The sequence below is a fragment of the Enterobacter sp. JBIWA008 genome (assembly GCF_019968765.1).
In the GTDB taxonomy this organism is placed as follows: Bacteria; Pseudomonadota; Gammaproteobacteria; order Enterobacterales; family Enterobacteriaceae; genus Enterobacter.
Genome location: NZ_CP074149.1, coordinates 2,128,827 through 2,154,667 on the forward strand (window position 1 = coordinate 2,128,827; position 25,841 = coordinate 2,154,667).

Annotated in this window: 27 protein-coding genes and 2 tRNA genes; 13 read left to right on the top strand and 16 right to left on the bottom strand. The window is 55.9% G+C overall.

Annotated features, from left to right (window positions below; genetic code table 11):
* Window positions 1-13: 13 nt before the first annotated feature.
* Both sufE and KGP24_RS10390 read left to right on the top strand, forming a co-directional pair.
* Entirely contained in the window at window positions 14-430 is a 417-nt protein-coding gene (gene sufE, locus KGP24_RS10385; RefSeq protein ID WP_223563248.1) for a cysteine desulfuration protein SufE, read from the top strand.
* Window positions 431-527: 97 nt separating this feature from the next.
* The gene (locus tag KGP24_RS10390; RefSeq protein WP_223563249.1) at window positions 528-1,541 is read left to right on the top strand and encodes a L,D-transpeptidase family protein; all 1,014 of its coding nucleotides are present in this window, start codon (window positions 528-530) and stop codon (window positions 1,539-1,541) included.
* Between the two features lie 60 nt (window positions 1,542-1,601).
* Here the strand turns inward: KGP24_RS10390 and lpp are convergent, their stop codons facing one another.
* The 4 genes from lpp to KGP24_RS10410 form a co-directional block, all read right to left on the bottom strand.
* Window positions 1,602-1,838: a murein lipoprotein Lpp gene (gene lpp / locus KGP24_RS10395; RefSeq protein ID WP_001082307.1), complete on the bottom strand. Its 237-nt coding sequence runs from the start codon at window positions 1,836-1,838 to the stop codon at window positions 1,602-1,604.
* Between the two features lie 309 nt (window positions 1,839-2,147).
* A complete protein-coding gene (gene pykF, locus KGP24_RS10400) occupies window positions 2,148-3,569 on the bottom strand; it encodes a pyruvate kinase PykF (protein WP_023311333.1) in 1,422 nt (473 codons plus the stop codon).
* 377 nt (window positions 3,570-3,946) lie between these two features.
* A complete protein-coding gene (locus KGP24_RS10405; protein WP_223563480.1) occupies window positions 3,947-5,092 on the bottom strand; it encodes a PLP-dependent aspartate aminotransferase family protein in 1,146 nt (381 codons plus the stop codon).
* An 11-nt stretch (window positions 5,093-5,103) separates the two neighbouring features.
* A complete protein-coding gene (locus KGP24_RS10410) occupies window positions 5,104-6,474 on the bottom strand; it encodes a cystathionine beta-synthase (protein ID WP_223563250.1) in 1,371 nt (456 codons plus the stop codon).
* Window positions 6,475-6,874: 400 nt separating this feature from the next.
* On the opposite strand from KGP24_RS10410, the gene KGP24_RS10415 reads away from it, so the two are divergent.
* The 4 genes from KGP24_RS10415 (at window position 6,875) to fumD (ending at window position 9,714) form a co-directional block, all read left to right on the top strand.
* Window positions 6,875-7,897 (top strand): ATP-binding cassette domain-containing protein, encoded by a 1,023-nt coding sequence (locus KGP24_RS10415; RefSeq protein WP_223563251.1) that lies wholly within the window; start codon window positions 6,875-6,877, stop codon window positions 7,895-7,897.
* Window positions 7,890-8,558: a methionine ABC transporter permease gene (locus KGP24_RS10420; RefSeq protein WP_008500617.1), complete on the top strand. Its 669-nt coding sequence runs from the start codon at window positions 7,890-7,892 to the stop codon at window positions 8,556-8,558. Before KGP24_RS10415 ends, KGP24_RS10420 begins: the two co-directional genes overlap by 8 nt.
* 23 nt (window positions 8,559-8,581) lie before the next feature.
* Window positions 8,582-9,394: a MetQ/NlpA family ABC transporter substrate-binding protein gene (locus tag KGP24_RS10425; RefSeq protein WP_008500616.1), complete on the top strand. Its 813-nt coding sequence runs from the start codon at window positions 8,582-8,584 to the stop codon at window positions 9,392-9,394.
* 110 nt (window positions 9,395-9,504) lie between these two features.
* Window positions 9,505-9,714 (top strand): fumarate hydratase FumD, encoded by a 210-nt coding sequence (gene fumD, locus KGP24_RS10430; RefSeq protein ID WP_223563252.1) that lies wholly within the window; start codon window positions 9,505-9,507, stop codon window positions 9,712-9,714.
* On the opposite strand, the gene KGP24_RS10435 is transcribed toward fumD, so the two are convergent.
* From KGP24_RS10435 to KGP24_RS10450, 4 genes are read right to left on the bottom strand one after another with little or no spacing between them, the layout of a single operon-like run.
* A complete protein-coding gene (locus tag KGP24_RS10435; protein ID WP_223563253.1) occupies window positions 9,695-10,381 on the bottom strand; it encodes an amino acid ABC transporter permease in 687 nt (228 codons plus the stop codon). The two genes, fumD and KGP24_RS10435, sit on opposite strands and share 20 nt — an antisense overlap.
* A complete protein-coding gene (locus tag KGP24_RS10440; RefSeq protein WP_223563254.1) occupies window positions 10,365-11,141 on the bottom strand; it encodes an amino acid ABC transporter permease in 777 nt (258 codons plus the stop codon). Before KGP24_RS10440 ends, KGP24_RS10435 begins: the two co-directional genes overlap by 17 nt.
* Window positions 11,141-11,956, bottom strand: coding sequence for an amino acid ABC transporter ATP-binding protein (locus tag KGP24_RS10445; protein WP_223563255.1), 816 nt, complete (start codon window positions 11,954-11,956; stop codon window positions 11,141-11,143). Before KGP24_RS10445 ends, KGP24_RS10440 begins: the two co-directional genes overlap by 1 nt.
* Window position 11,957: 1 nt before the next feature.
* Entirely contained in the window at window positions 11,958-12,788 is an 831-nt protein-coding gene (locus tag KGP24_RS10450; RefSeq protein ID WP_223563481.1) for an ABC transporter substrate-binding protein, read from the bottom strand.
* Between the two features lie 245 nt (window positions 12,789-13,033).
* Between KGP24_RS10450 and KGP24_RS10455 the strand changes: the two genes are divergently transcribed.
* Window positions 13,034-13,201, top strand: coding sequence for a hypothetical protein (locus KGP24_RS10455; protein ID WP_014831607.1), 168 nt, complete (start codon window positions 13,034-13,036; stop codon window positions 13,199-13,201).
* Between the two features lie 92 nt (window positions 13,202-13,293).
* Here the strand turns inward: KGP24_RS10455 and KGP24_RS10460 are convergent, their stop codons facing one another.
* Window positions 13,294-13,434, bottom strand: a complete 141-nt coding sequence (locus KGP24_RS10460) for a hypothetical protein (RefSeq protein WP_003857665.1) — start codon at window positions 13,432-13,434, stop codon at window positions 13,294-13,296.
* Between the two features lie 125 nt (window positions 13,435-13,559).
* Here KGP24_RS10460 and KGP24_RS10465 point away from each other — a divergent pair, with 125 nt between their 5' ends.
* Both KGP24_RS10465 and KGP24_RS10470 read left to right on the top strand, forming a co-directional pair.
* Window positions 13,560-14,342: an MBL fold metallo-hydrolase gene (locus tag KGP24_RS10465; RefSeq protein ID WP_223563256.1), complete on the top strand. Its 783-nt coding sequence runs from the start codon at window positions 13,560-13,562 to the stop codon at window positions 14,340-14,342.
* A gap of 72 nt (window positions 14,343-14,414) precedes the next feature.
* Entirely contained in the window at window positions 14,415-15,050 is a 636-nt protein-coding gene (locus tag KGP24_RS10470; RefSeq protein WP_223563257.1) for a carbonic anhydrase, read from the top strand.
* A 28-nt stretch (window positions 15,051-15,078) separates the two neighbouring features.
* On the opposite strand, the gene KGP24_RS10475 is transcribed toward KGP24_RS10470, so the two are convergent.
* The 4 genes from KGP24_RS10475 to mdtK all read right to left on the bottom strand — a co-directional run bounded on the left by KGP24_RS10475 (window position 15,079) and on the right by mdtK (window position 18,478).
* Window positions 15,079-16,674 carry an FAD-NAD(P)-binding protein gene (locus tag KGP24_RS10475; protein WP_223563258.1) on the bottom strand — a complete coding sequence of 532 codons (1,596 nt, stop codon included), beginning with the start codon at window positions 16,672-16,674 and terminating at the stop codon, window positions 15,079-15,081.
* 119 nt (window positions 16,675-16,793) lie between these two features.
* A tRNA-Val gene (locus tag KGP24_RS10480) sits at window positions 16,794-16,870 on the bottom strand.
* A gap of 4 nt (window positions 16,871-16,874) precedes the next feature.
* A tRNA-Val gene (locus KGP24_RS10485) sits at window positions 16,875-16,951 on the bottom strand.
* Between the two features lie 153 nt (window positions 16,952-17,104).
* The gene (gene mdtK / locus KGP24_RS10490) at window positions 17,105-18,478 is read right to left on the bottom strand and encodes an MdtK family multidrug efflux MATE transporter (RefSeq protein ID WP_223563259.1); all 1,374 of its coding nucleotides are present in this window, start codon (window positions 18,476-18,478) and stop codon (window positions 17,105-17,107) included.
* Between the two features lie 225 nt (window positions 18,479-18,703).
* On the opposite strand from mdtK, the gene KGP24_RS10495 reads away from it, so the two are divergent.
* Entirely contained in the window at window positions 18,704-19,348 is a 645-nt protein-coding gene (locus tag KGP24_RS10495) for a riboflavin synthase subunit alpha (protein ID WP_223563260.1), read from the top strand.
* A gap of 31 nt (window positions 19,349-19,379) precedes the next feature.
* Here KGP24_RS10495 and cfa read toward each other — a convergent pair whose 3' ends face one another.
* On the bottom strand, window positions 19,380-20,528 hold the full coding sequence (cfa, locus tag KGP24_RS10500; RefSeq protein WP_223563261.1) for a cyclopropane fatty acyl phospholipid synthase: 1,149 nt from the start codon (window positions 20,526-20,528) through the stop codon (window positions 19,380-19,382).
* A gap of 298 nt (window positions 20,529-20,826) precedes the next feature.
* Window positions 20,827-22,026 carry a purine nucleoside transporter PunC gene (punC, locus tag KGP24_RS10505; protein WP_223563262.1) on the bottom strand — a complete coding sequence of 400 codons (1,200 nt, stop codon included), beginning with the start codon at window positions 22,024-22,026 and terminating at the stop codon, window positions 20,827-20,829.
* Between the two features lie 114 nt (window positions 22,027-22,140).
* Between punC and punR the strand changes: the two genes are divergently transcribed.
* Complete coding sequence (punR, locus tag KGP24_RS10510; protein WP_023311350.1) at window positions 22,141-23,052, top strand: DNA-binding transcriptional activator PunR; 912 nt, start codon at window positions 22,141-22,143, stop codon at window positions 23,050-23,052.
* A gap of 17 nt (window positions 23,053-23,069) precedes the next feature.
* Here the strand turns inward: punR and purR are convergent, their stop codons facing one another.
* Complete coding sequence (gene purR, locus KGP24_RS10515; RefSeq protein WP_194400987.1) at window positions 23,070-24,095, bottom strand: HTH-type transcriptional repressor PurR; 1,026 nt, start codon at window positions 24,093-24,095, stop codon at window positions 23,070-23,072.
* Between the two features lie 297 nt (window positions 24,096-24,392).
* Here purR and KGP24_RS10520 point away from each other — a divergent pair, with 297 nt between their 5' ends.
* Together KGP24_RS10520 and KGP24_RS10525 are read left to right on the top strand one after the other, a co-directional pair.
* Window positions 24,393-24,482, top strand: coding sequence for a YnhF family membrane protein (locus KGP24_RS10520; protein WP_008500596.1), 90 nt, complete (start codon window positions 24,393-24,395; stop codon window positions 24,480-24,482).
* Between the two features lie 163 nt (window positions 24,483-24,645).
* Window positions 24,646-25,812 carry an MFS transporter gene (locus tag KGP24_RS10525; RefSeq protein WP_223563263.1) on the top strand — a complete coding sequence of 389 codons (1,167 nt, stop codon included), beginning with the start codon at window positions 24,646-24,648 and terminating at the stop codon, window positions 25,810-25,812.
* Window positions 25,813-25,841 lie beyond the last annotated feature (29 nt).

Genomic DNA, 25,841 nt, shown 5'->3' on the forward strand with positions numbered 1-25,841 from the left:
GGAGAGGCGAAAGATGGCGGAACTGCCGGACAAAGATAAATTACTGCGCAACTTCTCGCGTTGCGCAAACTGGGAAGAGAAGTATCTCTATATCATTGAACTGGGACAGCGCTTATCGCCGCTCGGTGAAGAGGCGCACAGCCCGGAGAACAGTATTCAGGGCTGTCAGAGCCAGGTGTGGATTGTGATGGCGCAGTCAGATGACGGCACTATCGAATTGCGCGGCGACAGCGATGCGGCCATTGTAAAAGGCCTTATTGCGGTCGTCTTTAGCCTTTATCACCGGATGTCGGCGCAGGATATTGTCGCGTTTGATGTCCGCCCGTGGTTTGAAAAAATGGCCCTGACCCAACACCTCACCCCGTCCCGTTCTCAGGGACTGGAAGCGATGATTCGCGCCATTCGCGCCAAAGCTGCAATCCTTAGCTAGACTTACAGAACAGCATTCATTCTGTTTCGCGAGGTGGTTCTCGCCTCGCTGGTTTTTCAGCTTTCTGGCGTCCTGCCAGTGAATAAGGAATCTCAGCATGAAGCGCGCGTCTCTCATAACTCTATTACTCCTCAGTTCGCTCGGCGCACTTAATTCGGCCCGCGCGATGGACTATCCGTTGCCGCCCGCAGGCAGTCGCCTGATTGGGCAAAATCAAACCTACACGATACAGGAAGGGGATAATAAGCTGCAGACCATCGCCCGTCGGTTTAATACGGCGGCGCAGGTGCTCCTGGAAACGAACAATACCATTGCGCCGGTAAACCCTGCGCCTGGAACCGTCATTACCATCCCGTCGCAGATGCTGTTGCCGGACACGCCGCGCGAGGGCATTGTGGTGAACCTCGCAGAGCTTCGGCTTTACTACTTCCCGCCGGGAGAAAACATCGTTCAGGTCTTCCCGCTCGGCATCGGACAGCTGGGGCTGGAAACGCCGGTCACGACCACGCGCGTGAGCCAGAAGATCCCGAATCCCACCTGGACGCCCACGCCGGGCATCAGAGCACGCTCCCTGGAGCAGGGAATTAAATTACCTCCGGTGGTGCCTGCCGGGCCCAATAACCCGCTGGGACGCTTCGCGCTGCGTTTAGGCGTGGGCAATGGGGAATATCTCATCCACGGCACCAGCGCACCGGACAGCGTTGGTCTGCGGGTCAGTTCCGGCTGTATGCGTATGAACGCCCCGGATATCAAAGCGCTGTTCGAACAGGTGCGGGTGGGCACGCGTGTGCAGATTATTAATGAACCCGTCAAGTTCTCCGTTGAGCCGGATGGTAAACGCTATATTGAAGTCCACCGTCCGCTGGCGCAGGTAGAAGGGGAAAATCCGCAGGTCTCGCCAATTACCCACTCCGCCGACTTTGCGACCTTTGTTTCTCAGGCGGGAAGCGATAAGGCGCTGATTGATAAAGCCCTGTCACGCCGTGCCGGGATCCCGGTTATCGTGTCGTCAGGTAGCGCTCCGTCAGCCAGCAATAGCGTGTTGTCGGTGCAGAACAGTCGGGTGTCTGCAGCTGTTGCGGAAGATGAAGGGGAGAAGGTGACGCAGTAGCCGTTTGTCGCAGGCAAAAAAAATGGCGCACGATGTGCGCCATTTTATTAACAGGTACTATTACTTACGGTATTTAGTAGCCTGGTTGTCCAGACGCTGGTTAGCGCGAGCTGCGTCGTCTTTAGCAGCCTGAACGTCGGAACGCATTGCGTTCACGTCGTTGCTCAGCTGGTCAACTTTAGCGTTCAGAGTCTGAACGTCAGAAGACAGCTGATCGATTTTAGCGTTGCTGGAGCAACCAGCCAGCAGAGTAGAACCCAGGATTACCGCGCCCAGTACCAGTTTAGTACGATTCATTATTAATACCCTCTAGATTGAGTTAATCTCCATGTAGCGTTACAAGTATTACACAAAGTTTTTTGGGTTGAGAATATTTTTTTGATGGGAATACACCTATTTTTGATCGTTCGCTCAAAGAAGCATCGAATCAGCCCTTTTCGGGCAAAAATCTAAGGAAAAAAAGGCATTTATCATCGGATTCATCTTAGATAAATCGCAATTAAATAGAAAAACCCGATTTGCATTTTGAATGACTTTGGCTAATGCCTGTAATAAAAAAAGCGCCCGAAGGGCGCTTTTTATCCAAACTAATTCGTTCGGGAATTATTACAGCACGTGAACAGATGCGGTATTGGTGGTTCCGCTTGGTACCAGTGCGCCAGAAACCATGACCACAACGTCACCTTTCTGTGCCAGACCACGATCAACCAGCTCCAGCGCCACTTCTTTACCCAGACGGTAGAAATCATCCGTAGAGGCGATCTCTTTCACCAGGTGAGGGATCACGCCTTTGCTCAGCACCAGCTGGCGGGCAGTGGTTTCATTGGTGGTCAGCGCCAGGATAGTCGCATCCGGGAAGTATTTACGCACCGCGCGAGCAGATTTACCGCCCTGGGTGGCAACCACGATCAGTGGCGCTTCCAGTTTCTCAGCCGTTTCTACTGCACCGCGGCATACCGCTTCGGTGATGCGCAGCTTGCGGCTGTCGTTGTTGTAATCCAGACGGCTTTTCATCACGCGGTCGGTACGTTCGCAGATGGTGGCCATGATGGTCACCGCTTCCAGCGGATATTTACCCTTGGCGGATTCGCCGGACAGCATAACGGCATCAGTACCGTCAAGGATGGCGTTTGCCACGTCGCCTGCTTCAGCGCGGGTAGGGCGTGGGTTTTTGATCATGGAGTCCAGCATTTGCGTTGCGGTGATAACCACTTTACGCGCGCGAACACATTTCTCGATCATCATCTTCTGCGCGAAGATCACCTCTTCAACCGGGATTTCTACGCCCAGGTCGCCACGTGCAACCATGATGCCGTCAGACGCTTCGAGGATTTCGTCGAAGTTGTTCAGGCCTTCCTGGTTTTCAATTTTGGAGATGATCTGGATCTTCTCGCCGCCGTGCGCTTTCAGGTGCTCACGAATTTCAACCACGTCTGAGCGCTTACGGATGAAGGAGGCCGCAACAAAGTCAACGCCTTGTTCGCAACCGAAGATCAGGTCCTGTTTGTCTTTTTCAGCCAGTGCTGGCAGCGCGATAGAAACGCCCGGCAGGTTAACGCCTTTGTTTTCGCCCAGGTCGCCGTTGTTCAGCACTTTACAGATAACCTTGTTGCCTTCGATCGCGGTGACTTCCATACCGATCAGACCATCGTCCACCAGCACGGTGTTACCGACGGACAGGTCGTTGGTGAAGCCTTCATAGGTCACTGCAACGATTTCGCTGTTGCCGACAACGGATTTGTCGGTGGTGAAGGTGAAGGTCTGGCCCGCTTTCAGAGAGACGTCGTTACCGCCTTCCAGTTTGATGGTACGGATTTCTGGACCTTTGGTATCCAGCAGGATCGCAGCTTTTTTACCGGTCTTGCTCATCACGTTGCGCAAGTTCTGGATACGCTGACCGTGTTCTGCGTAGTCACCGTGGGAGAAGTTCAGACGCATCACGTTCATGCCGGCGTCCAGCATTTTGGTCAGCATCTCTTCAGATTCGGTTTTCGGGCCGATAGTACAAACAATTTTCGTCTTTTTCATGACAGTCTTAGTCTTTAAGTTGGGAAGGATATGGAAATCTCGCTCCGGGGGCGCACCGCCGCGGAGTCAAACCTGTGTTGCAAAAGAGTATATGACACGCACTAAGGATAGGAGACATCAAATGAGCGTGCAGAAGAAAGTGTGCCTGAGTGACAGCCCAACGAAGGAGAGGAGAAGTTGTACGTTGTTTTTTGTATTCCAAGCGCTGAAACCATTCACCAGGGATTAGGCGCGCATTATACGCTGATTTTAAGATAAAAGGAAAATGGAAACGGTGTTTCAGAAATAATCTGAGCAGTTTCACACAATATTGTTATCAATGCGTTAAGCCATGATGACAACTTATGGCGGCAGGTGATTGACCTGCCGCGTTTTGCTTATTTTTGCAGCGCCTGGCTGAGGTCGGCAATCAGGTCTTTGGGATCTTCAATCCCGACTGACAGACGGATCAGCTGCGGCACAATGCCGTTCGCCAGGCGTTGCTCCAGCGGAATCGAGGCGTGCGTCATGCTGTAAGGCTGGCTCACCAGACTTTCCACGCCGCCCAGGCTTTCCGCGAGGGTGAACAACTTCAGGTTGCGAATCACCTCGGTGGCGCGTTGCGCATCGCCTTTTACCACGACGGAAATCATCCCACCGGGCAGGGCCATCTGCGCGCGGGCAAGCTGGTATTGCGGGTGCGATTCCAGGCCGGGATAGAACACCTTTTCGACCAGAGGATGCTGCTCCAGCCATTGCGCAATCGCCAGCGCGTTGGTGCTGTGCTTTTCTACCCTCAGCGCAAGCGTGCGAATACCGCGCAGCGTCAGGAAGCTGCTGAACGGATCCAGTACGCCGCCCACCGCGTTTTGCAGATAGCTCAGCCTATCCGCCAGTTCCCTGTTGTCCCCGACAATCGCCAGCCCGGCCACCACGTCAGAATGGCCGTTCAGGTATTTGGTGGCGGAATGCACCACGATATCGAAACCCGACTCCAGCGGACGGTGGATCACCGGCGACGCGAAGGTGTTATCCGCCACGCTGATGACGTTATGACGACGGGCGATCGCCGCAATGGCCGCCAGATCCGCCAGCTTCAGAAGCGGGTTGGTTGGCGTTTCGACCCACACCATGCGGGTATCCGGGCGGATGGCGGCCTCAAGCCCGGCCAGGTCGTCCGGTTTAACCCAGCTGACCTGCAGGCCGGTGCTGCGCTTGCGCACGTTTTCAATCAGGCGGTACGTCCCGCCGTAAACGTCATCAATGGCGACAATATGGCTGTCTTTGTCCAGCAGTTCGAGCACCGTGGAGATGGCCGCCAGACCGGAGGCGAAGGCGTAACCGCGCGTGCCGCCTTCCAGTTCGGCGATGGCGGTTTCCAGCGCATGGCGTGTAGGGTTGCCGCTGCGGGAATATTCATAGCCGGTATGCTCGCCGGGTGACGGTTGCGAAAACGTCGAGGTGGCGTAAATCGGCGGCATTACGGCGCCGTGCTGGTCGTTGAACTCGCCGCTGTGTACGCTCAGGGTTGCCAGGTTTTTCATCATCGATTCCTTTATTGCTGAAGACGGTTGCGCCAGGCGGTCAGAACGTCGCTGCGCGTAATCAGACCGAGAAAACGGTCGTTGTCATTAATCACGGCCACCAGGCCGCGGTCGAAGATGGCGTTCAGGGCGCTTTCCGGAGCGTGTTTATCAAGAAACTCCACCTGACGCGTCATGGCTGCCGTCACCGGAAGCGCGAAGCGGTCGCCGTCGCCGCCGATGTGCCGCAGGAGATCCCACTCGTCGATAATGCCCACCACCTTGCCGTTCTCCAGCACCGGCAGCTGGGAGATGTCATACAGGCGCATGCGTGCCAGCACGGTGGAAAGCGTGTCGTCCGGGGCGGCGGTGACGGTGGCGCCTTCATCGTGGCGCAGGGCGATGTAGTCGGAGAGGTCGCCGGCCTGAGGGCGGGTGATAAGGCCTTGCTGACGCATCCAGTCGTCGTTGAACATCTTCGAGAGATACTTATTGCCGCTGTCGCAGGCGAAGGTCACCACGCGCTTCGGCGTGGTCTGCGCCTGGCAATATTTCAGCGCGGCCGCCAGCAGCGTGCCGCTGGAGGAGCCCGCCAGAATGCCTTCCGTTTTCAGCAGATCGCGCGCGGTGGTGAAGGCCTCGCGGTCGGTAATGCGCCAGGCGCGATTCACCCCTTCAATGTGGGCCAGCGGCGGAATAAAGTCTTCGCCAATACCCTCAACCAGCCAGGAGCCCGCGTCCTGGTAGCGTCCGGTTTCAACCTGGTCGGCCAGCACCGATCCGGCCGGGTCTGCCAGGACAAACTCGGTATGCGGCGAGTGCTCGGCGAACCACGCCTGCAGGCCGCCCAGCGTACCGCCTGAGCCGACGCCCACCACGATGGCGTCGATCTGGCCGTCAAGCTGTTCGTACAGTTCCGGTGCCGTGGTGGTCCGGTGCGCCAGCGGGTTGGCTTCGTTATTGAACTGGTCGATGTAAAACGCGCCGGGCAGCTCGCTGGCCAGGCGCTGGGCGTAATCCTGATAATAGGCGGGGTGGCCCTTGTTGACGTCTGAGCGGGTCAGCACCACCTGGGCACCCAGCGCGCGCAGGTGGAAAATCTTCTCCCGGCTCATTTTGTCCGGCACCACCAGGATCAGCGAGTAGCCCTTCTGGGCGGCGATCAGCGCCAGCCCGAGACCGGTGTTCCCCGCCGTCGCCTCAATAATCGTGCCGCCCGGCTGCAGCTGGCCGGTACGCTCCGCTTCGTTAATCATCGACAGCGCAACGCGATCCTTAATCGAACCGCCCGGATTCTGGTTTTCCAGCTTCAGGAACAGCGAGCAGGGACCGGTATCAAGCTTATGCAATTGGATAAGCGGGGTACGACCAATCAGTTCAGTGACGGAGTGATAAATCGTCATGATGTTTACCTTTCTGGATGTCATGACGGGATGATAGGGCGGTGAAATTTTCTCAATAAAGAACCATTCACTGCCGTTTAGAACAGAAAAGAATATAAATGCCATTTATGGATGGCAGGACAGCAAGACGTAAAGTTGTCTGGATGTGAGGATGGCTATATCGGGACAAAATGCTGCAAAAATGACCGTTTTTTGCGGGCGTCAGCCAGAAGATATGCATTTGGCAGATATTCATTGCTGAAATTGGTCTAAATACTTCCCACCCTGTAAATCCGCTGTTTATTTCCGAAAGTTATAACACATTCTTTTTTGTTCATTTAAAAGCTGATAACGGCTGTTTACTATCGTTTGGACATCCATACTGCTAAACAGCCATGCGCGAAACGGATAAAGAATAAGAATGATCGTACTCAGGAATATTTCGAAGGTTTTTGACAACGGAAAGGTCGCGCTGACTGCCGTTGATAACGTCAATTTGACGATAGAGCAGGGACAGATTTACGGAATTATTGGCTACAGCGGGGCCGGGAAAAGCACGCTGATTCGTCTGCTGAACGGCCTGGAAAAACCCAGCGCCGGAAGCGTGACCATTAACGGGCAGGATATCTCTGCGGCAAAAGGTGAAGCGCTGCGCCAGGCGCGCCTGAAAATCAGCATGGTGTTCCAGCACTTCAACCTGCTGTGGTCGCGTACGGTGAGCGAGAACATCGCTTTCTCGATGCAAATCGCCGGTGTGCCAAAAGCCAGCATTAAGGCGCGCGTCGCCGAGCTGGTGGATCTGGTTGGCCTGAAGGGGCGCGAGAATGCGTACCCGTCCCAGCTGAGCGGCGGGCAAAAGCAGCGCGTGGGTATTGCGCGCGCTTTGGCTAACAGCCCTGACGTGTTGCTCTGCGATGAAGCCACGTCCGCGCTCGACCCGCAGACCACCGATCAGATCCTCGATCTGCTGCTGGATATTAACCGCCGCTTCAGGCTGACCATCGTGCTGATCACCCACGAGATGCACGTGGTGCGCAAAATCTGCGACCGCGTGGCGGTGATGGAGAACGGTAAAGTGGTGGAGGAGGGCGACGTGCTGAGCGTCTTTACCCATCCGCAGCAGCCCATCACGCAGCAGTTTGTCCGCCAGGTGAGCCAGTATGCCGAAGAGGAAACCTTCAATACCGAACTGGCAAACGATCTGGAAGGCACGGTCATAAGGCTGACCTTTACCGGGCACAGCACCCATAAGCCGATTGTGGGTGAACTCACGCTGCGCTACGGCCTGCCGTTTAACATCCTGCACGGGAAAATGACGCAAACCGCCCACGGCGTGTTTGGCCAGCTCTGGGTACATGTAGTGGCATCCGATGAACAACTGAACAATATCCTCGCCGACCTGAAGCACAGCGATATTGAAGGCGAGGTGATTAAACATGGCTGAGAATCTCTTTCCGCATCTGAAGTGGGATCAGCTTTGGGCGGCGACGCTGGAGACGCTGTACATGACCGCGCTGTCCGGCGTGGCGACGTTTGTGCTGGGCATCGTGCTGGGTCTGGCGCTGTTTTTAACCGCGCGCGGCGGATTGTTCCACAACCGCACGGTCTATAGCGTCATTTCGATTGTGGTGAACGTGTTCCGTTCCATTCCGTTCATCATCCTGATTGTCCTGCTGATCCCGTTCACCAAGACCGTCGTCGGCACCATCCTTGGCGCCAACGCGGCGCTGCCGGCGCTGATTGTGGGCGCCGCACCGTTCTACGCACGCCTGGTGGAAATTGCCCTGCGTGAAGTGGATAAAGGCGTCATCGAAGCAACGCGCTCGATGGGCGCACGACTGAGCACGTTAGTGTTTCGGGTTTTACTGCCGGAATCATCACCCGCACTGGTATCGGGTATTACGGTGACGCTGATTGCGCTGGTGAGCTACAGCGCAATGGCGGGGGTGATTGGCGCCGGCGGTTTGGGAAATCTGGCTTATCTGGAAGGATTCCAGCGCAACCATGGTGACGTCACGCTGGTGGCAACGGTGACCATTCTGATCATCGTTTTCATTATCCAGTTCTGCGGCGATGTCATTACTTCACTGTTAGATAAACGCTAATAAATACACACAGGAACCACATCATGAAAAAAACACTGACACTGATCGCCGCCGCAACCCTGAGCGCCCTGAGCTTCGCCTCCTGGGCCGATACCCTGACCGTGGGCGCATCCAACACGCCGCACGCCGAAATTCTGGAGCAGGCTAAGCCGATTCTGGCGAAGCAGGGTATCGACCTGGAGATTAAACCGTTCCAGGACTACATTCTGCCGAACACCGCGCTGGCGGGTCATGACATCGACGCGAACTATTTCCAGCACATTCCTTACCTGAACAGCGTGCTGAAGGATCATGCGGGCGATAAAGACTACGATTTTGTCAGCGCGGGCGCGATCCACATTGAGCCCATCGGCATCTACTCCAAAAAATACAAGTCGCTGAAAGACCTGCCGGAAGGTGGCAAGATCATCATGCGCGACGCGGTTTCAGAAGAGGGGCGCATTCTCTCCATCTTTGAGAAAGAGGGCGTGATCAAGCTCAAGCCGGGCATCGACAAAGTGACCGCGCGCATCAGCGACATCGTTGAGAACCCGAAAAAGCTGAAGTTCACGCCGAACGTGGAAGCCTCTCTGCTGCCGCAGATGTACAACAACAACGAAGGCGATGCGGTGGTGATTAACGCCAACTACGCGATTGACGCCGGTCTGGATCCGGTTCACGACCCGATTGCGGTAGAGAGCGGTGAAAATAACCCGTACGCCAACATCATTACCGTGCATCGCGGTGACGAGAAGAAGAAAGATATCGTCGCGCTGGTGAACGTGCTGCACTCGAAAGAGATTCAGGACTGGATCCGCACTAAGTACAAAGGCGCGGTGATCCCAGTAAACAACTAATTTACTGATTTTACAGATGAAGCCCGGCGAGTCTCTCGCCGGGCTTCTTTTTTGTATCCGGCAGGAGAATCATTTAAGCTCAACGTTTAAGAGGCAATGGAGTGATGACGATGGGTAACGTGACCAGAGATGAAGCGCTGTACCAGGAGATGTGCCGGGTGGTCGGGAAGGTGGTGCTCGAGATGCGTGATTTAGGGCAGGAGCCAAAGCATATTGTCATTGCCGGAGTCCTGCGTACCGCGCTGGCGAACCAGCGCGTTAAACGCAGTGAACTGACAACCGAAGCGATGGAAACGGTAGTTAAAGCGCTGGCCGGGTAATGCGCCAGCGCTTCGCAAGCTGCTCGAGCGAGCAGCAGAGCAGGTAGTAGACCACGCCCGTAAAGATAAAAATGGCCGCCGGGTAGATTTGCACCCGGTTGTTGACCTGTCCCGCCACCGTGGTCAGCTCCGGTACGTTCACGATAAACGCCAGCGACGTATCCTTCAGCAGGCTGATAAAAATCCCCACCAGCGACGGCAGAATATTCCTCAGCGCCTGCGGCAGCAGCACGCGCAGGAGGGTTTGCTGCGTGCTGAATCCCTGAGACAGCGCGGCCTCGTACTGCCCGGACGGTAGCGCGTTAAGCCCGGCCAGTACCGAGTGCATCACCGTTGCCGCGGTAAACCAGGCCAGGGCCAGCGTGACGGTCAGTGCCCCCGGCAGATCGCCTCCGGTTATAAGCGGCAGAAGATACCACATCCAGAAAATCACGAAGATGAGCGGAATGCCGCGAATCAGCTCTGCCCATAAAAAGAGGGACTTTCGCACGAGCCCGGTAAAGCGCCAGGCCAGGCACGCGAGCACTATCCCACCGGGCAGAGCGATGACGGCGGACCCGGCAGCCATCATCAACGAGAGCAATACGCCCCCCGGTTCACCCGTTGCCGCGCGTCCCCACAGCAGATAATCGAGGTTATCGGTGATGACGTTAAGTCCGGCAATCATGTTTTTCACTCCCTGTGGTGGCGTCGCCTGGGCGTTTACGTTTCAAGTCAGGTCCGATGCGGACCAGCACCATCCCCATGACCAGGCCGGTCAGCAGATAGAGCGCGGTACCGAGGGTAAAGGCCTCCAGCGCGTGCGCGTTGTAGCTTTCGATTTGCCGCACCTGATAGGTGAGTTCGGCAAAGCCAATTCCGCTGGCGAGCGAGGAGAGCTTCATCAGATTAAGGTACTGGCCCACGACAGGCTGCCAGGCGTTGGCCAGGCCCTGCGGCAGAAGGATGTAACGAAACAGACGCCACGCGGAGAATCCCTGCGCGAGCGCCGCCTCCCGCTGTCCGGCAGGCACGGAACGTAACCCCGATTCCACCTCTTCGATTAAAAATGCCGAGGTAAAGACGCCCAACCCCCAGGCAGAACATAAAAATTCGGGCGTAAACCACCAGACGTCGCCGGGCAGAATTGACCAGCTATGATCCGCGTTCACCGCGTCGCGGAACGCCTGCGGAAGCCCGTTCCAGGCGGCAAAATACCAGAACAGCAGCTGCACCAGCAGCGGCGTATTGCGAAACAGCGACACCCAGCTGCTGACGACCGCGTTCCCGGGGCGTCCGCCGGAAAGGCGCAGAAGCATAAAGAGCAGTGCGAGCAGGCTGGCCAGCATCATTCCGGCAAGCGTGACCCACAGCGTGGTGAGGAATCCGGAGAGTATCCACTGCAGAGGCTGTCCGGTCAGTACCCCCTGCCAGTCGAGCGCGGGCATTACAGATGCTCCTGATGCAGCGGGTCTAACACCTTTTGCAGGAATCGCTGCGCGCGCGGATGCGACGGCTGGCTGAAAAACTGTGCCGGCGGCGCCGTTTCCAGAATTTGCCCGCCGTCGATAAAGACAATCCGGTCGGCGATTTCCCGGGCAAACTGCATCTCGTGGGTCACCACGATCATCGTGATCCCGCTGTGGGCGAGGGCTTTCATCACAAACAGCACTTCGCCAATCATCTCCGGATCCAGCGCGGAGGTGGGTTCATCGAACAGGATTATCTGCGGTGAAGAGGCCAGGGCGCGGGCAATCGCCACGCGCTGCTGCTGTCCACCGGACAGCTCTGCCGGGAAATGGTGGGCTTTTTCCAGCATCCCGACCTTCTCCAGCAGGGCCAGCGCGCGCTCCTGGGCAGGCTGCGGCTTCCAGCCGTGAACGTGCTCCAGCGCCAGGGTGATGTTCTGGCTGGCGGTGAGGTGGGCGTAAAGATTGAACTGCTGGAACACAAATCCCACGCGGCTTCGCAGCTGGCGCAGCCCGGTGCCGGAAAGCTTTGCGGTAGGCTTGTTGTCGACAAGAATCTCTCCGTCGCTCAGGGTTTCAAGTTGGTTGATGAGACGAATCAGGGTGGATTTACCGGAACCCGAAGGGCCGAGGATGGCGACCACTTCACCGGGCGCGATGGTGAGGTTAATGTCGTTTAAAACCTGATGGTTGCCGTAGCGTTTGTCCACATGACGAAACTCGACGCTGGCCTGTTCCAGATGTGAAAAATCCGCGGCACCGGCCGCGGAGTGTGAAAATAAACCTGAGAGCATATTACTGGGCTTCTATTTTAAAGGCGCGAGGCTGTGGAGCGGGCGTGTTTGGGCCAAACCAGACGTCATAGATTTTTGCCGCCTGGCCGTTCTTCTCGAGATTAACCAGCTCGTCGTTAACGGCCTTCAGCAGCGCCGTTTCGCCTTTTTTCACCCCAACGCCAATCTCTTCCTTGCTGAGGAGATCGGGCAGGATTTTGAAGTTCGCTTTATCCGGCGCCTGCGCCAGCAGACCGGCCAGAATGGTGCTGTCCTGGGTGATGGCCTGTACGTTACCGTTGCGCAGTGCCGTCAGCGCCAGCGGAATATCGTCATACGAGAGCACGCGTGACTGCGGGAAACGCTGGTGCAGCGCCTGCTCGCCCGTCGTTCCTTTGACCGCGCCAATGCGCGAACGGCTATAGTCATCAAGCTTGTCCGGTGATTTAGCCGGCACCAGGAACTGCTGGCCGGTGACGAAGTAAGGCGTCGAGAAATCAATCACCTGCGCGCGTTCAGGGGTGACAGTAATATCCGCCACGATCAGGTCTGCTTTCCCGGACTGCAGCAGCGGAATACGGTTGGCCGGATTGGTGGCAACCAGTTCAAGCTTCACGCCGAGCGATTTTGCCAGCGCTTTGGCGAAGTCCACGTCGTAACCCACGATCTCATGCGTTTTTGCATCAACAGAGCCAAACGGCGGATTGGCGTCAAAAGTGGCCACTTTCACCACCCCTGCGGCCTTAATATCCGCCAGCTGATCTGCCTGTGCCTGCGCTGAAAGCAGGCTGCCCGCCGCCAGTAATCCCAGAACCAGTGTCCTTTTGGTAAAGCCTTTCATGTTTGCTGCCATAGTCATTCGCCATCCCGTTGTTTTTGTTTTACCCCGCTACGCTCCCATAAGCGAAAGCTATCGCCAAATAAGAAATCGTTCTTTGCTATGAGCAAAAAAGCATTAGTGAACAAGGTGTTAATGAAGAGTGAAAAGACCGGGATGCTATTTGCAGATCCTGCACATCGACAGTGGATTTTGGTATTTCCCTTGCGCAGACATTGGGTGTTTAACTGAAGGCAGACACGGCGAGAGAGGGTAAGACGATGAAAAAATGGATCAGCACGTTACGGCGGTTTTTTGCGACCCGACCAGTGAATGCGGAGAACAGCGCGCAACGTGTTCTTGAGTCAATCCTGCCTGTCGCCAGCCTGTATGGCGTGGACGTTGCCAACATTGACCCGGAGTGGTTCCATGATAAAACGTCACGCTGAACTGCGCCGCACGCGCGAAACGTACTGGAACGAGGTGTGCGTAACGTTTAACGAGTGAAATAAAAAAGCACCGGTTTCCCGGTGCTTTTTTATTAGATCTTGCAGGCGTCGCCGCAGTCGTCGTCGGCGACAATCGCCTGCGCTTTTTTGTCTGCATCGTCCAGACGTTCGGCATTACGCTCTTCGGCTTCATCCAGACCGTTAAAGACTAAGTTATCGAGATCAATTTCCATGTGGCACCTGCTCAGTTCAGTTTTTGATACCGGCACAGTATAGGGCAAAAAAAGCCAGCAATGTACCTCGCAGCACATAAGGATAATCCCTGCCATACTCAGTGCTTTATCGCTGAGGAGAGCACATGATTACACTCTGTAAAACCTGCGGAACCGCCTACGATGCCCGGCCGGACAGATGCCCAATTTGCGAGGACGAGCGCCAGTATGTGCCCGCCACGGGCCAGTCGTGGACCGATCTCGACACCGTCACCGCCACGCATACCAACAAATGGCAGCTGCTGGAGCCGCGGCTGTTTGGGATCAAAACGGTGCCCGCGTTTGCTATCAACCAGCGGGCGCTGCTCCTGCAAACGTCCCACGGGAATATTCTCTGGGACTGCATCGCCAACCTCGACGCCGCAACCAAAGCGCTCATTACCGCCCTCGGCGGCCTCAGCGCGATAGCGATTTCACATCCGCACTATTACACCACGATGCAGGAGTGGGCTGCGGCGTTTGATGCGCCGGTGTACCTGCACGCCAGCGACAGAGAGTGGGTTATGCGCCACAGCCCGGCCATTCATTTCTGGGAAGGGGATGCGCTGGAGATTTTCCCGTCGGTCACCCTGCTGCGTCTGGGCGGGCATTTTGCCGGTGGGACGGTGCTGCACTGGCAGGAGGGGGATGGGGTGTTGCTGGTGGGCGATATTCTGCAGGTCACGCCGGGTAAAGACGCCGTCTCGTTTATGTGGAGCTACCCGAATTATCTTCCGCTGCCGGCCCGCACCGTGGCGTCGGTGGTGAGTCATCTCGAAGGCAAAACCTTTGAACGTCTTTACGGCGCGTTCGAAGGGCAGAATATCCAGGCCTTCGCGGACGAGATTGTGCAGCGGTCGGGCCAGAAATATATTGCTTGTCTGAAGTAAACCACGATGGGTAAACTTTACGAGTGTGATCTCGATCATACCTAAACTAAAACAGATAAAAGAGACATTGCTATGCAACATATCATTGAAGGTTTTCTCAGCTTTCAAAAAGAGATTTTCCCGCAACGTAAAGAACTCTTCCGCAGTTTAGCGTCCAGCCAGAATCCCAAAGCGCTGTTCATCTCATGCTCCGACAGCCGTCTGGTCCCGGAACTGGTCACCCAGCAAGAGCCAGGACAACTCTTTGTCATTCGTAATGCTGGCAACATCGTGCCGCCTTTCGGGCCGGAGCCTGGCGGCGTGTCCGCCACTATCGAATACGCCGTGGTGGCGCTGGGCGTCACGGACATCGTGATCTGCGGTCACTCCAACTGTGGCGCGATGAAGGCGATTGCCGATAACGCGAACCTGGAGCCGATGCCTGCTGTGTCACACTGGCTGCGCTATTCTGACGCGGCGAAAGCCGTGGTAGAGAAGAAAACCTGGGATAAGCCGATCGATAAAGTCAATGCGATGGTGCAGGAGAACGTGTTTGCACAGCTGAGCAACATTAAGACCCATCCGTCTGTCGCGGTGGGCCTGCGTAATAATTCCATCCGACTGCACGGCTGGGTGTACGACATTGAAAGCGGCAAAATCCTTGCCCTGGATAAAGCGACGAAAACCTTCGTTTCGCTGTCTGAAAAACCGGAAGTCTTCTTCGAGTAATCCGCGACAGCAGGGCACGGAAGCCCTGTCAGCTCTCGATATACGGTAATCTCCGCCGCGATCCCGACGCGGGTTCTTCCGCCGCTTTCGCTATTGCTTGTGCAATCTCTGCACATTCCGCCAGCCCCTGAACGAAGGGACGATCGTGCATCAGCCAGGGTATCGCGCCGAAGGCGATGCGCCCGCGAACCGTTTCAGGTGCTTTTAGCGTGTAATCCTCGCCGATGTCGGGTATCTCTTCGCCCGTTGCTTCCAGCTGTTTGCGCAGCGTCGGGAAGGGCAGATCTTTCGTTTTGAGTGGTTTCTGCCCTCGCGCATCAATAAAAACGTCGAAACGGTAAACGGTCTCTTTAGTGGTTATCACCGTTCGATCGCTGCAAACATCCAGCGTGTAATCGTCACCGAGCGCAGCCGCGCTAATGATGCCGGCTTCCCGAAGCGCGAGCAGCCTGCGGATAGACTGCGGGGGGATGGCCGCATAGTTGTCAATAAATATCCGGGCCAGCCCCTGTTTGAAGCGTTTGCCGTCTCGCTCGTCGAGATGGGGCACGATCGCCTGAACCACTTCATGCAGCCGAAGCACGGTATAGCGCCAGGCCACGGTACGGCGTTCGCGTTTGTTGCGTTCAACCTCGTCGAGATTCTCTTCCGCCCAGGTAAAGGGGCCGTGCCGTTTGCGATCTTCAAACCATGCCTCACGAATGCTGTCCGCATTCTGCTTATGCAGGGATATTTTCTCGCACCACATCGGGTCAGCGAGCTGAAGCTCTTTCACCATCAGCGTAAAGATGCGATCGAGCAGGCTATCCGAACCTTTGGCAATCTCGGTTTCAACCACGCGTTCGGTCAATACCGACAGCGGCTCGTAAGGAATAGGGCAGTAAAAATCGGCCTCAGGCAGAATGCCCGTCCGGGACATCAGGACAATGTTTAATGCCTCGCTGCCTTTATCGAGGATAAATTTACCGTCACGAAACTCGCCGTGCTGCATCACTACCGCCATGGCGGCATCCAGCCCGCTCAGGGATGTCCCCATGATGCCAACGCGGCAGGGAGGGATACTGGCGTCCATCAGACCGGACCACGGGCTGGGGAAGAACGTGCGCGTGGCTTCATCCTCGTCTGGCCAGACGTGGCCGGTGGCGATAACCGCAAGGTCGAATTGTTCGGGCAAGACGCTGCCGTTGACGGAAAGCGTAACGCCGGTTGTCGCGGGAATGATGTCAGTGACCTTCGCAGATTCATGGACATTAACTTTGATTCCCAGCTTTTTTGCCTCTTTTACGATGGAAAGAAAGCTGTCGCGGAAATACTCACCCAACAAGAGCCTGGGCAGGAACTGTCGGTCATGCAGGTGGGATTTATCAACCTTAAAGCGCGCAAGATGAGCTTCACTCTGTTCCTTGAGCCAGTCGAGGTAGGTCATAAAAATGGGCGGGATTTCAATGCTCGCGATATTCGCCAGCATCAGCCGGGAATTATCGTCGTCGTTATAGGGCATACCCACGCCGGCGTCTTCGGATTGTTCAAAGATGGAAACTGAGAGCGGCGCGCTGTTTTTAAGGAGATGATAAAAAGTATAAATCCCCGTGGGGCCGGAGCCGATAATCGCGATCTTCTTCATCAACACGTTTCCTGTGTTTTTTTCCATAGGAAAAGCGTAGCAGGAGAACAATGAAGAAAATAAGGGATTAGGAAAATTCAGGATGTCAGAAGAGGATTTGCACCATTTCAGGACTGAAATGGTGCGTCCGAGTGGACTCGAACCACCGACCCCCACCATGTCAAGGTGGTGCTCTAACCAACTGAGCTACGGACGCAGAATGGTGCGTTCAATTGGACTCGAACCAACGACCCCCACCATGTCAAGGTGGTGCTCTAACCAACTGAGCTATGAACGCAACGTGTTGTCGGTGACAACGGGGACGAATATTAGCGGCACAGCACCGAGGTGGCAAGAGGGAAAATGCATTTTTCTCTCTGATTTCACGCGATTGCTTCATTACCGCGCAAAGTGAAGAGAAAGTAGCCGCCGGGCGGCGGCTACCGCATCGTTAACGTGCCGCGCGTTGCAAAATAACCGTTGATGGCTGGCGTTGCAGGAAGCGCATTCGCATCATCATCATAATCGCCGCCGACGTCAGGCCGATGATAAAGCCCATCCAGAACCCAGCCGGACCCATGCGATCCACTACCAGATCGGTAAGCGCCAGGATGTAGCCACTCGGCAGTCCCAGCACCCAGTAGGCGATGAAGGTGATAAAGAAGATGGAGCGCGTGTCTTTATATCCGCGCAGCACGCCGCTGCCAATCACCTGGATGGAGTCAGAGATCTGGTAAATCGCGGCCAGCAGCATCAGGTGTGATGCCAGCGTGACCACTTCCGGATTGTCGTTATAGAGCAGGGCAATCTGCTCGCGTAATGCAACGGTAAAGAGCGCAGTACAGACCGCCATGCAGACGCCGACGCCCAGCCCGGTCCGGGAGGCCGTTTGCGCATCCAGCGTTGAGCCCTGGCCCAGGCGGAAGCCCACGCGAATCGTCACCGCCGCCGCCAGCGACATCGGCAGGACGAACATCAGGGAGCTGAAGTTCAGCGCAATCTGGTGCCCGGCCACGTTCACAATGCCCAGCGGGGAGACCAGCAGGGCGACCACGGCAAACAGGGTCACCTCGAAGAACAGGGCGAGGGCAATTGGCAACCCTAACTGCACCAGACGCGTCATGATGTTCCAGTCCGGCGTGCTAAATCTGTTCTCGTTGCGAATATCGCGCATGGAGCGGGCGCGCTTCACAAAGGTGAGCATTGAGAAGAACATCACCCAGTAAACGGCTGCCGTCGCCACGCCGCAGCCGACGCCGCCGAGCTCCGGCATCCCGAAATGACCGTAAATAAAGACATAGTTCACCGGAATGTTGACCAGCAAACCGATAAAGCCCATCACCATCCCGGGCTTGGTTTTCGCCAGGCCCTCACACTGGTTACGCGCCACCTGGAAAAAGAGGTAGCCGGGCGCACCCCAGAGCAGGGCGCGCAGATAGCCCACGGCTTTATCAGCCAGCGCCGGGTCAATGTTATGCATCGCCCGAATAATATGACCCGCGTTCCAGAGCACGACCATGATCAGCAGGGAGACAAACCCTGCCAGCCAGAAACCCTGACGGACCTGATGCGCAATGCGATCGCGACGACCCGAGCCGTTCAGCTGAGCGATAACCGGCGTGAGCGCGAGCAGCAGACCGTGGCCGAACAGGATGGCCGGAAGCCAGATTGACGTGCCGATAGCAACGGCCGCCATATCGGTGGCGCTGTAGCCACCTGCCATTACCGTATCCACAAATCCCATTGCGGTCTGGGCCACTTGCGCGACGATCACTGGTATAGCCAGTGCCAATAGCTGGCGCGCTTCATTCATGTACTTCTGCACGTGAACACCTTTATTTTGTTGTTATTTGAGAGACTAAAAAAGCCGCCGTAACTGGCAGCAAGAAGAAAATGCAGGGGGGTGCCAGCTATTGTAGCGAGCTTTAGCTATTTATCTAGTGAAAAAATCGCCAGAAAATGCGCCCCGCTGGCAACCTGTTTTTCCAACTGTTATTGTGGTGGGATTAAACGGTGTCGCCACCGTCTGGAAAAAACAGGAGTTGTAAGCATGTTTACTGGTATTGTGCAGGGCACCGCCAAAGTGGTGTCCATTGATGAAAAACCCAATTTCCGTACTCACGTGGTTGAGCTGCCGGAATATATGCTCGACGGCATAGAGACCGGCGCGTCGATTGCACATAACGGCTGCTGCCTGACCGTTACCGAAATTAACGGTAACCAGATTAGCTTTGATTTAATGAAAGAGACGCTGCGTATCACCAACCTGGGTGAACTGGTGGTGGGGGATACCGTCAACGTTGAGCGCGCGGCGAAGTTCAGCGATGAGATTGGCGGCCACCTGATGTCCGGGCACATCATGACCACCGCTGAAGTGGCAAAAATCGTGACCTCGGAAAATAACCGTCAAATCTGGTTTAAAATGCAGGATCCTTCATTAATGAAATACATCCTCTATAAAGGATTTATTGGCATTGACGGGATTAGTCTGACCGTCGGAGAAGTGACGCCGACGCGCTTTTGCGTGCATTTAATTCCCGAGACGCTGCAGCGCACAACGCTGGGCGCCAAAAAACTGGGGCATCGCGTGAATATCGAAATCGATCCGCAAACCCAGGCGGTAGTGGATACCGTTGAGCGCGTGCTGGCAGCAAAAGAAGCCGCAATAATAAAGACCGCCGCGGAAGAAGAATAAAAAATAACCCCGGGTATCCGGGGTTATTTTTTTAGCGTGCGACACGTAATCCGTGTTCAATCCCACGGCTGAATACCACCTGCCAGAGCTGAATATCCCGCGCGCGAAACGCTCCCGCGCAGGCATTTAAATAATAGCTAAACATCCGCTTGAATCGTTCAGAATAGTTGTCCGCAATTTCTGGCCAGGTTTCCTGAAAACGCGCGTGCCATGCCATCAACGTAGTGTCGTAATCCGCGCCAAAGTTATGCCAGTCTTCCATCACGAAATGGGATTCGCTGGCGTTGGCAATCTGGCGAACGGACGGTAAGCAGCCATTCGGAAAGATGTATTTGTTGATCCATGGGTCGACGTTATTGTCGGTCCGCTTAGAGCCGATAGTGTGGAGCAGGAAGATGCCGTCCGGTTTCAGATTACGATCCACCACCTCAAAATAGGTATCGTAGTTTTTCGGCCCGACGTGCTCGAACATGCCGACGGAAACGATCCGGTCAAACTGTTCGTTCAGGTCACGGTAATCCTGCAGCCGGATATCCACATCGAGACCCTGGCAGCGCTCTCGCGCCATTTTTTGCTGTTCCGCTGAAATCGTCACGCCGACAACGCTGACGCCATAGTGCTTCGCCATAAAATACGCCAGCCCACCCCAGCCGCAGCCAATATCCAGCACGCGCATACCGGGCTGCAGCTGCAGCTTCTCGCTAATCAGACGCAGCTTGGCCTGCTGGGCATCTTCAAGGGTCGACGCCTCTTTCCAGTAGGCGCAGGAGTACTGCATGAAAGGGTCCAGCATACGGCTGAACAGGTCATTGCCAAGATCGTAGTGTTCTTTGCCAACAATCCACGCGCGTTTTTTACTTTGCAGATTGAACAGTCGGGCAGAGGCGACGCGCAGGGTGTCTTTCAGATTGCGAGGGAGTTGATTTTCAAGACCGGCACGCAGCACGCTGGCGAAAAAGGTATCCAGACGTTCACACTCCCACCAGCCGTCCATATAACTTTCTCCCAGGCCTAACGAACCCTCCCGCAACACGCGTTTAAAAAAGTCGGGATGTTTAACCTGAGGATCGGATGGCGATGATCCATTAATAGTGATGCCTGCTCGACCTAACAGTTCACTGACGATCCGGGACCAGTTGTCGTCCGGAACGCTGACTTCTTCTATACACGATGAACTCATAGCTTCTCCATCACCCTACTGTGATCAGAACCTTAAAACAGCGTAGACGCTTTTTTTGGTTTGTGAGAAATCTCACGGTAAATACCGCGAGGCTAGTATCCGACGTAGAACAGAGGAAGGGAGATAACCCTTGCCGAAATGCCTTCCATGGTAAAACGGGAGCGCTCCGGCTCCCGTTAACACTTAATATTTATCGTATTTAATCGAACCAAATTTAGTATAGGCCTCAAAATTTGGTGATTCAATAGAAAATTCTTAGCAACCTAATCACTGAAAATTAACATGATTTCCGGCGCGATCAGGCATGTGATGTTTCAACCTGAGTGCGGTTGTCCTGCTCACGCTGCGCGGCTGCCTGCATGCGATAGCCCATCACCGCCAGCGCAACGGTTACCAGCATCACGCTGGTGGTGGTCAGGAGCGGCGTGGCAATGAGCGCGGAGACCACCAGACTTGCCAGGAAACACAGCCCCAGCTGCAGGGTGTTCTGCAGCGCGGCGGCGCGGCCTGTCGCCTGCGGGAACGGACGCAGCGCCTGGGCTACGACAATCGGGTAAATCGCCCCGTTCGCGACGGCCATCACGCAGAATGGGATCAAAATTTCAGCCAGACCGGCACCCGGAATAAAGCCAACGGCCCAGGTCCCGATGACGCTCAGCGCATACAGCACCAGCAGCCACGGCAGCATCTGCTGACCTTCCCATTTTTGCAGCGCCGCGCGACAGCCGTACCCGCCCACCAGAAACGCGATAGTCTGCGGAACATAGCTCAGGCCGATGGCTGCAGGGCTGTAGCCCATATCGTGCAGAATGAACGGCGAACCGGTGAGCCACGCGAAGAAGCTTGCCGAGCAGGCGGCATAGATCAGGACATTACCGCGATACGCTTTGGTGCTGAGCAGGGAAGTGAAGGTAATCGGCGTCGCGTCAGCGTGCGCTTCTTTTTTATGCGCGGGCCTGAGGGCGAACGCCGGCAGCATCAGTACCAGGGTAATGGCAAACAGCGTGGCGAAGATGGCCTGCCAGTCGAAATGCGCGAGGATCCAGCTGCCCAGCAGTGGGGCAAGGGCAGGTGAAAGACCCACCAGCGGCATAATGGTGGCGAAAATACGGTTTGTGCGGTTAGCCGGGTAATAGTCGGTGACCAGCGCCTGCCAGGTCACGGCCGCGGCACAGACGCCCACGGCCTGAATAAACCGCAGCACCAGCAGCCAGGTGGCATCGCGTACCCATAGCATCCCCAGGCAGCCCACGGCAAAAATGGCCAGACCCAGCAACAGTACCGGTTTACGACCAAAGCGATCCGAGAGCGGTCCCCAGAGCAGCTGTGCGAAAGCAAAACCGGCGAGGAACAAACTCAGGCTGGCGCTGATGGCGGCAGCAGGCGTTTGTAAATCTTCCTGCATGGCGGCAAACGCCGGCAGGTACATATCGGTGGCCAAAAAGCCCAGCACGCTTAAGCCGCCGAGCCAGACTAAAAAACCGATCCTGGGTTGCATTATTTTATTCTCCTGAGGAGGCAGGTATACATTGGCGCTGAGTGTAGGGAGTGCAAAGCCGCTTGTGAAACGCTAATATTTGGCTGGTGCATTCAAAAATTTTGCAGGCAGAAAATGTGGTCAGATTATTCTCTTGAAGTGGTCGATGCTGTTGCGCGTAACGGCAGCTTCAGCGGTGCGGCGCAGGAGCTGCACCGCGTCCCTTCGGCAATCAGCTACACGGTGCGCCAGCTGGAGGAGTGGCTGGCGGTTCCGCTGTTTGAACGACGGCATCGTGATGTGGAATTAACGCCCGCAGGCGCGTGGTTTTTAAAGGAAGGGCGTTCTGTTATCAAAAAAATGCAGATCACCCGCGAACAGTGTCAGCAGATCGCTAACGGCTGGCGGGGACATCTTTCCATCGCGGTGGATAATATCGTTAAGCCGGAACGCACCCGGCAGATGATCGTCGATTTCTACCGTCATTTCTCTGACGTCGAGCTGCGGGTCTCGCAGGAGGTGTTTAACGGCGTCTGGGATGCGCTGGCGGACGGCAGGGCAGAGATGGCGATTGGGGCTACGCAGGCGATCCCGGTCGGGGGACGTTACGCCTTTCGTGATATGGGGATGCTGAGCTGGAAATGCGTGGTGGCAAGCGATCATCCGCTGGCGGCGATGGAAGGGCCGCTGAGCGATGATACGCTGCGCAACTGGCCGTCGCTGGTGCTGGAGGATACGTCTCGTTCATTGCCCAAGCGTATCACCTGGCTTCTGGACAACCAGCGGAGGGTGGTTGCCCCTGACTGGGAATCGTCGGCGACGTGCCTCAGCGCCGGACTTTGCGTCGCGATGGTGCCCGTTCATTTCGCGCGTCCGCGCATCGATACCGGAGAGTGGGTTGAGCTGACGCTGGAGAATCCGTTCCCGGACGCGGCCTGCTGCCTGACCTGGCAACAAAATGATGTCTCGCCCGCGATGGCCTGGCTGCTTGATTATCTGGGGGACAGCGAAACGCTGAACCGGGAATGGTTACGGGAGCCAGCATAGCTGGCCCCGTAAAGGGATTAACGACGGTAGTCGCGGAACGGACCATCCGCAACGGAACGGCGTTCAATCAGGCGCGGGTGAACTTCAATGGACTGCGACTCTTCGCGTTTGTTGACGATTCTGTCCAACAGCATATTGAAGGCCGTTTCCCCCAGCGAATCTTTCGGCTGGTGAATGGTCGTCAACGCTGGCGTGAAGAAACGCGCGTTACGCACGTTGTCATACCCGATCACGGAAATATCCTGCGGTACGCGCAGGCCCAGCTCGTCGGCGGCGCAGAGCGCGCCCATGGCCATGATGTCGCCTCCGCAGAACACGGCGGTCGGACGGTGTGGCTGGGAGACGATCTGCTGCATCGCGCGGTAGCCCGACTCCGGCTCAAAGTCGCCCTGCACAATCCAGTTTTCCGGCACGTTGATCAGCGCTTCTTCCATCGCTTTCATAAAACCGGCCAGACGGCCCGCGCCGGTGTTGCGCTCCAGCGGACCGGGGATCACGCCAATCTCGCGGTGACCGCGTTCGATCAGATAACGTCCGGCCATATAGCCGCCTTCAAAGGCGTTATCGATAACGGAATCGGTGAAGTCTGCGCGCGCTTCGCCCCAGTCCATCACCACCATCGGAATATGGCGATACTCTTCAAGCATCGACAGCACGGATTCCGGGTACTCGGAACACATCACCAGCAGGCCATCAACGCGCTTTTGCGCCATCATCGACAGGTAGGCACGCTGTTTTTCAATGCTGTTCCACGCGTTGCCCAGAATCAGGGTATAGCCTTTCTGGAAGCAGTTTTTTTCAACTGCTTCAATAATCTCGGCAAAATAGGCCGCTTCACTGCTGGTTGCCAGCAATCCAATGGACTTGGTGTGATTAACCTTGAGGCTACGTGCAACCGCACTTGGCGAATAGTGCAGCTCTTTAATCGCTGCCCAGACGGCGTTGCGCGTCTCTTCCGCCACAAAGCGGGTTTTGTTAATTACATGTGATACGGTTGTAGTGGAAACGTTTGCGCGTTTTGCTACGTCTTTAATTGTTGCCATTAAATGTCACTCCAGACCATATCCTAAACTCCTGAAAAACTTGAAGGTAAACGTTTGCCTTCTCTCACCCTTATCTCGCAATGTTGAATTGCGGCACGCCGGGAAAACGACACGGGACGTCAGGAGGGGGTCAATGGCCGGTACGCTAATAAATTTAGCGTGGAATTTTGTCCTATCTTGATGAAAAGGGGAAGAGGTAAAGTGGTTATCAGTATAAATCCAGGAAGATTTTTGACGTAATCTGTGCAAAAATGAGCAAGCTCACTTTTCGTGGGGGGATTAAAAGGAGAAAAATTGATGAGTTCCGATCTTAAGTTTTCGCTGTTCACCACCGTTGTTGTGCTGGCTCTGATTGTCGCGGCCGGTCTGACGGCTGCGCTGCATTGATTTACGCGGAGGGAGAGCCTTCTCCCTCCCGACTCCCCGGATTGTTACTTCTCTGGCAAAAATCTTTTGCCATTTTGTTAACTTCTCATTTTTTGTGATTGATGTCATGCTTTCCGCTTCTTTGTTCTGTGTCACCACATGACACGGCATCCGGAGTTGACGCATGAAAATCAATTTTCCCCTGCTGGCCCTGGCGATTGGCGCTTTTGGGATTGGCACCACTGAATTCTCCCCGATGGGGTTACTGCCCGTTATTGCCCGGGGCGTAGATGTCTCGATCCCTGCGGCAGGGATGTTAATCAGCGCCTACGCCATCGGCGTGATGATCGGGGCACCGCTGATGACCCTTCTGCTTTCGCACCGCGCGCGCCGCAATGCGCTGATTTTCCTGATGGCGATTTTCACCCTGGGCAACGTGCTTTCGGCCATTTCGCCGGACTACACCACATTAATGCTGTCGCGCGTTCTGACCAGCCTTAACCACGGCGCGTTCTTTGGGCTGGGGTCGGTTGTTGCTGCAAGCGTGGTGCCAAAACATAAGCAGGCGAGCGCCGTGGCAACCATGTTCATGGGGCTGACGATTGCTAATATCGGCGGGGTGCCTGCGGCAACCTGGCTGGGAGAATCGATCGGATGGCGTATGTCTTTCCTGGCGACTGCCGGGCTGGGCGTGATTGCAATGGTGGCGCTGTTCTTCTCCCTGCCGAAAGGCAGCTCCGGAGAACGTCCGGAAGTGCGTAAAGAGCTGGCGGTGCTGATGCGCCCGCAGGTGCTCTCTGCGCTGCTCACGACCGTGCTGGGGGCAGGGGCGATGTTTACCCTCTACACCTATATTTCACCGGTGCTGCACGATATCACCCACGCAACGCCTCTCTTCGTTACCGCGATGCTGGTGCTGATTGGCGTGGGCTTCTCGATCGGCAACTATCTCGGCGGGAAATTTGCCGACCGTTCCGTGAGCGGGACGCTGAAGGGCTTCTTAACCCTGCTGATTGTCATCATGGTTGCAATTCCGTGGCTGGCGCGTAATGAGTTCGGGGCCGCGATTGCGATGGTCGTCTGGGGAGCCGCCACCTTTGCCGTGGTGCCGCCGCTACAGATGCGCGTAATGCGCGTCGCGCATGAAGCGCCGGGACTTTCATCTTCCGTGAATATCGGTGCGTTTAACCTGGGCAATGCGCTGGGCGCGGCGGCCGGTGGGGCCGTGATTTCGGGGGGACTGGGATACAGCTTTGTGCCGGTGATGGGGGCGATTATTGCCGCGCTCGGCCTGCTGCTGGTGATGATGTCGGGTCGTAAACAGCCTGAAGCAGCCTGCGCTGCGGAATAAACCAAAAACGCAGAAGGGCGAACCCTTCT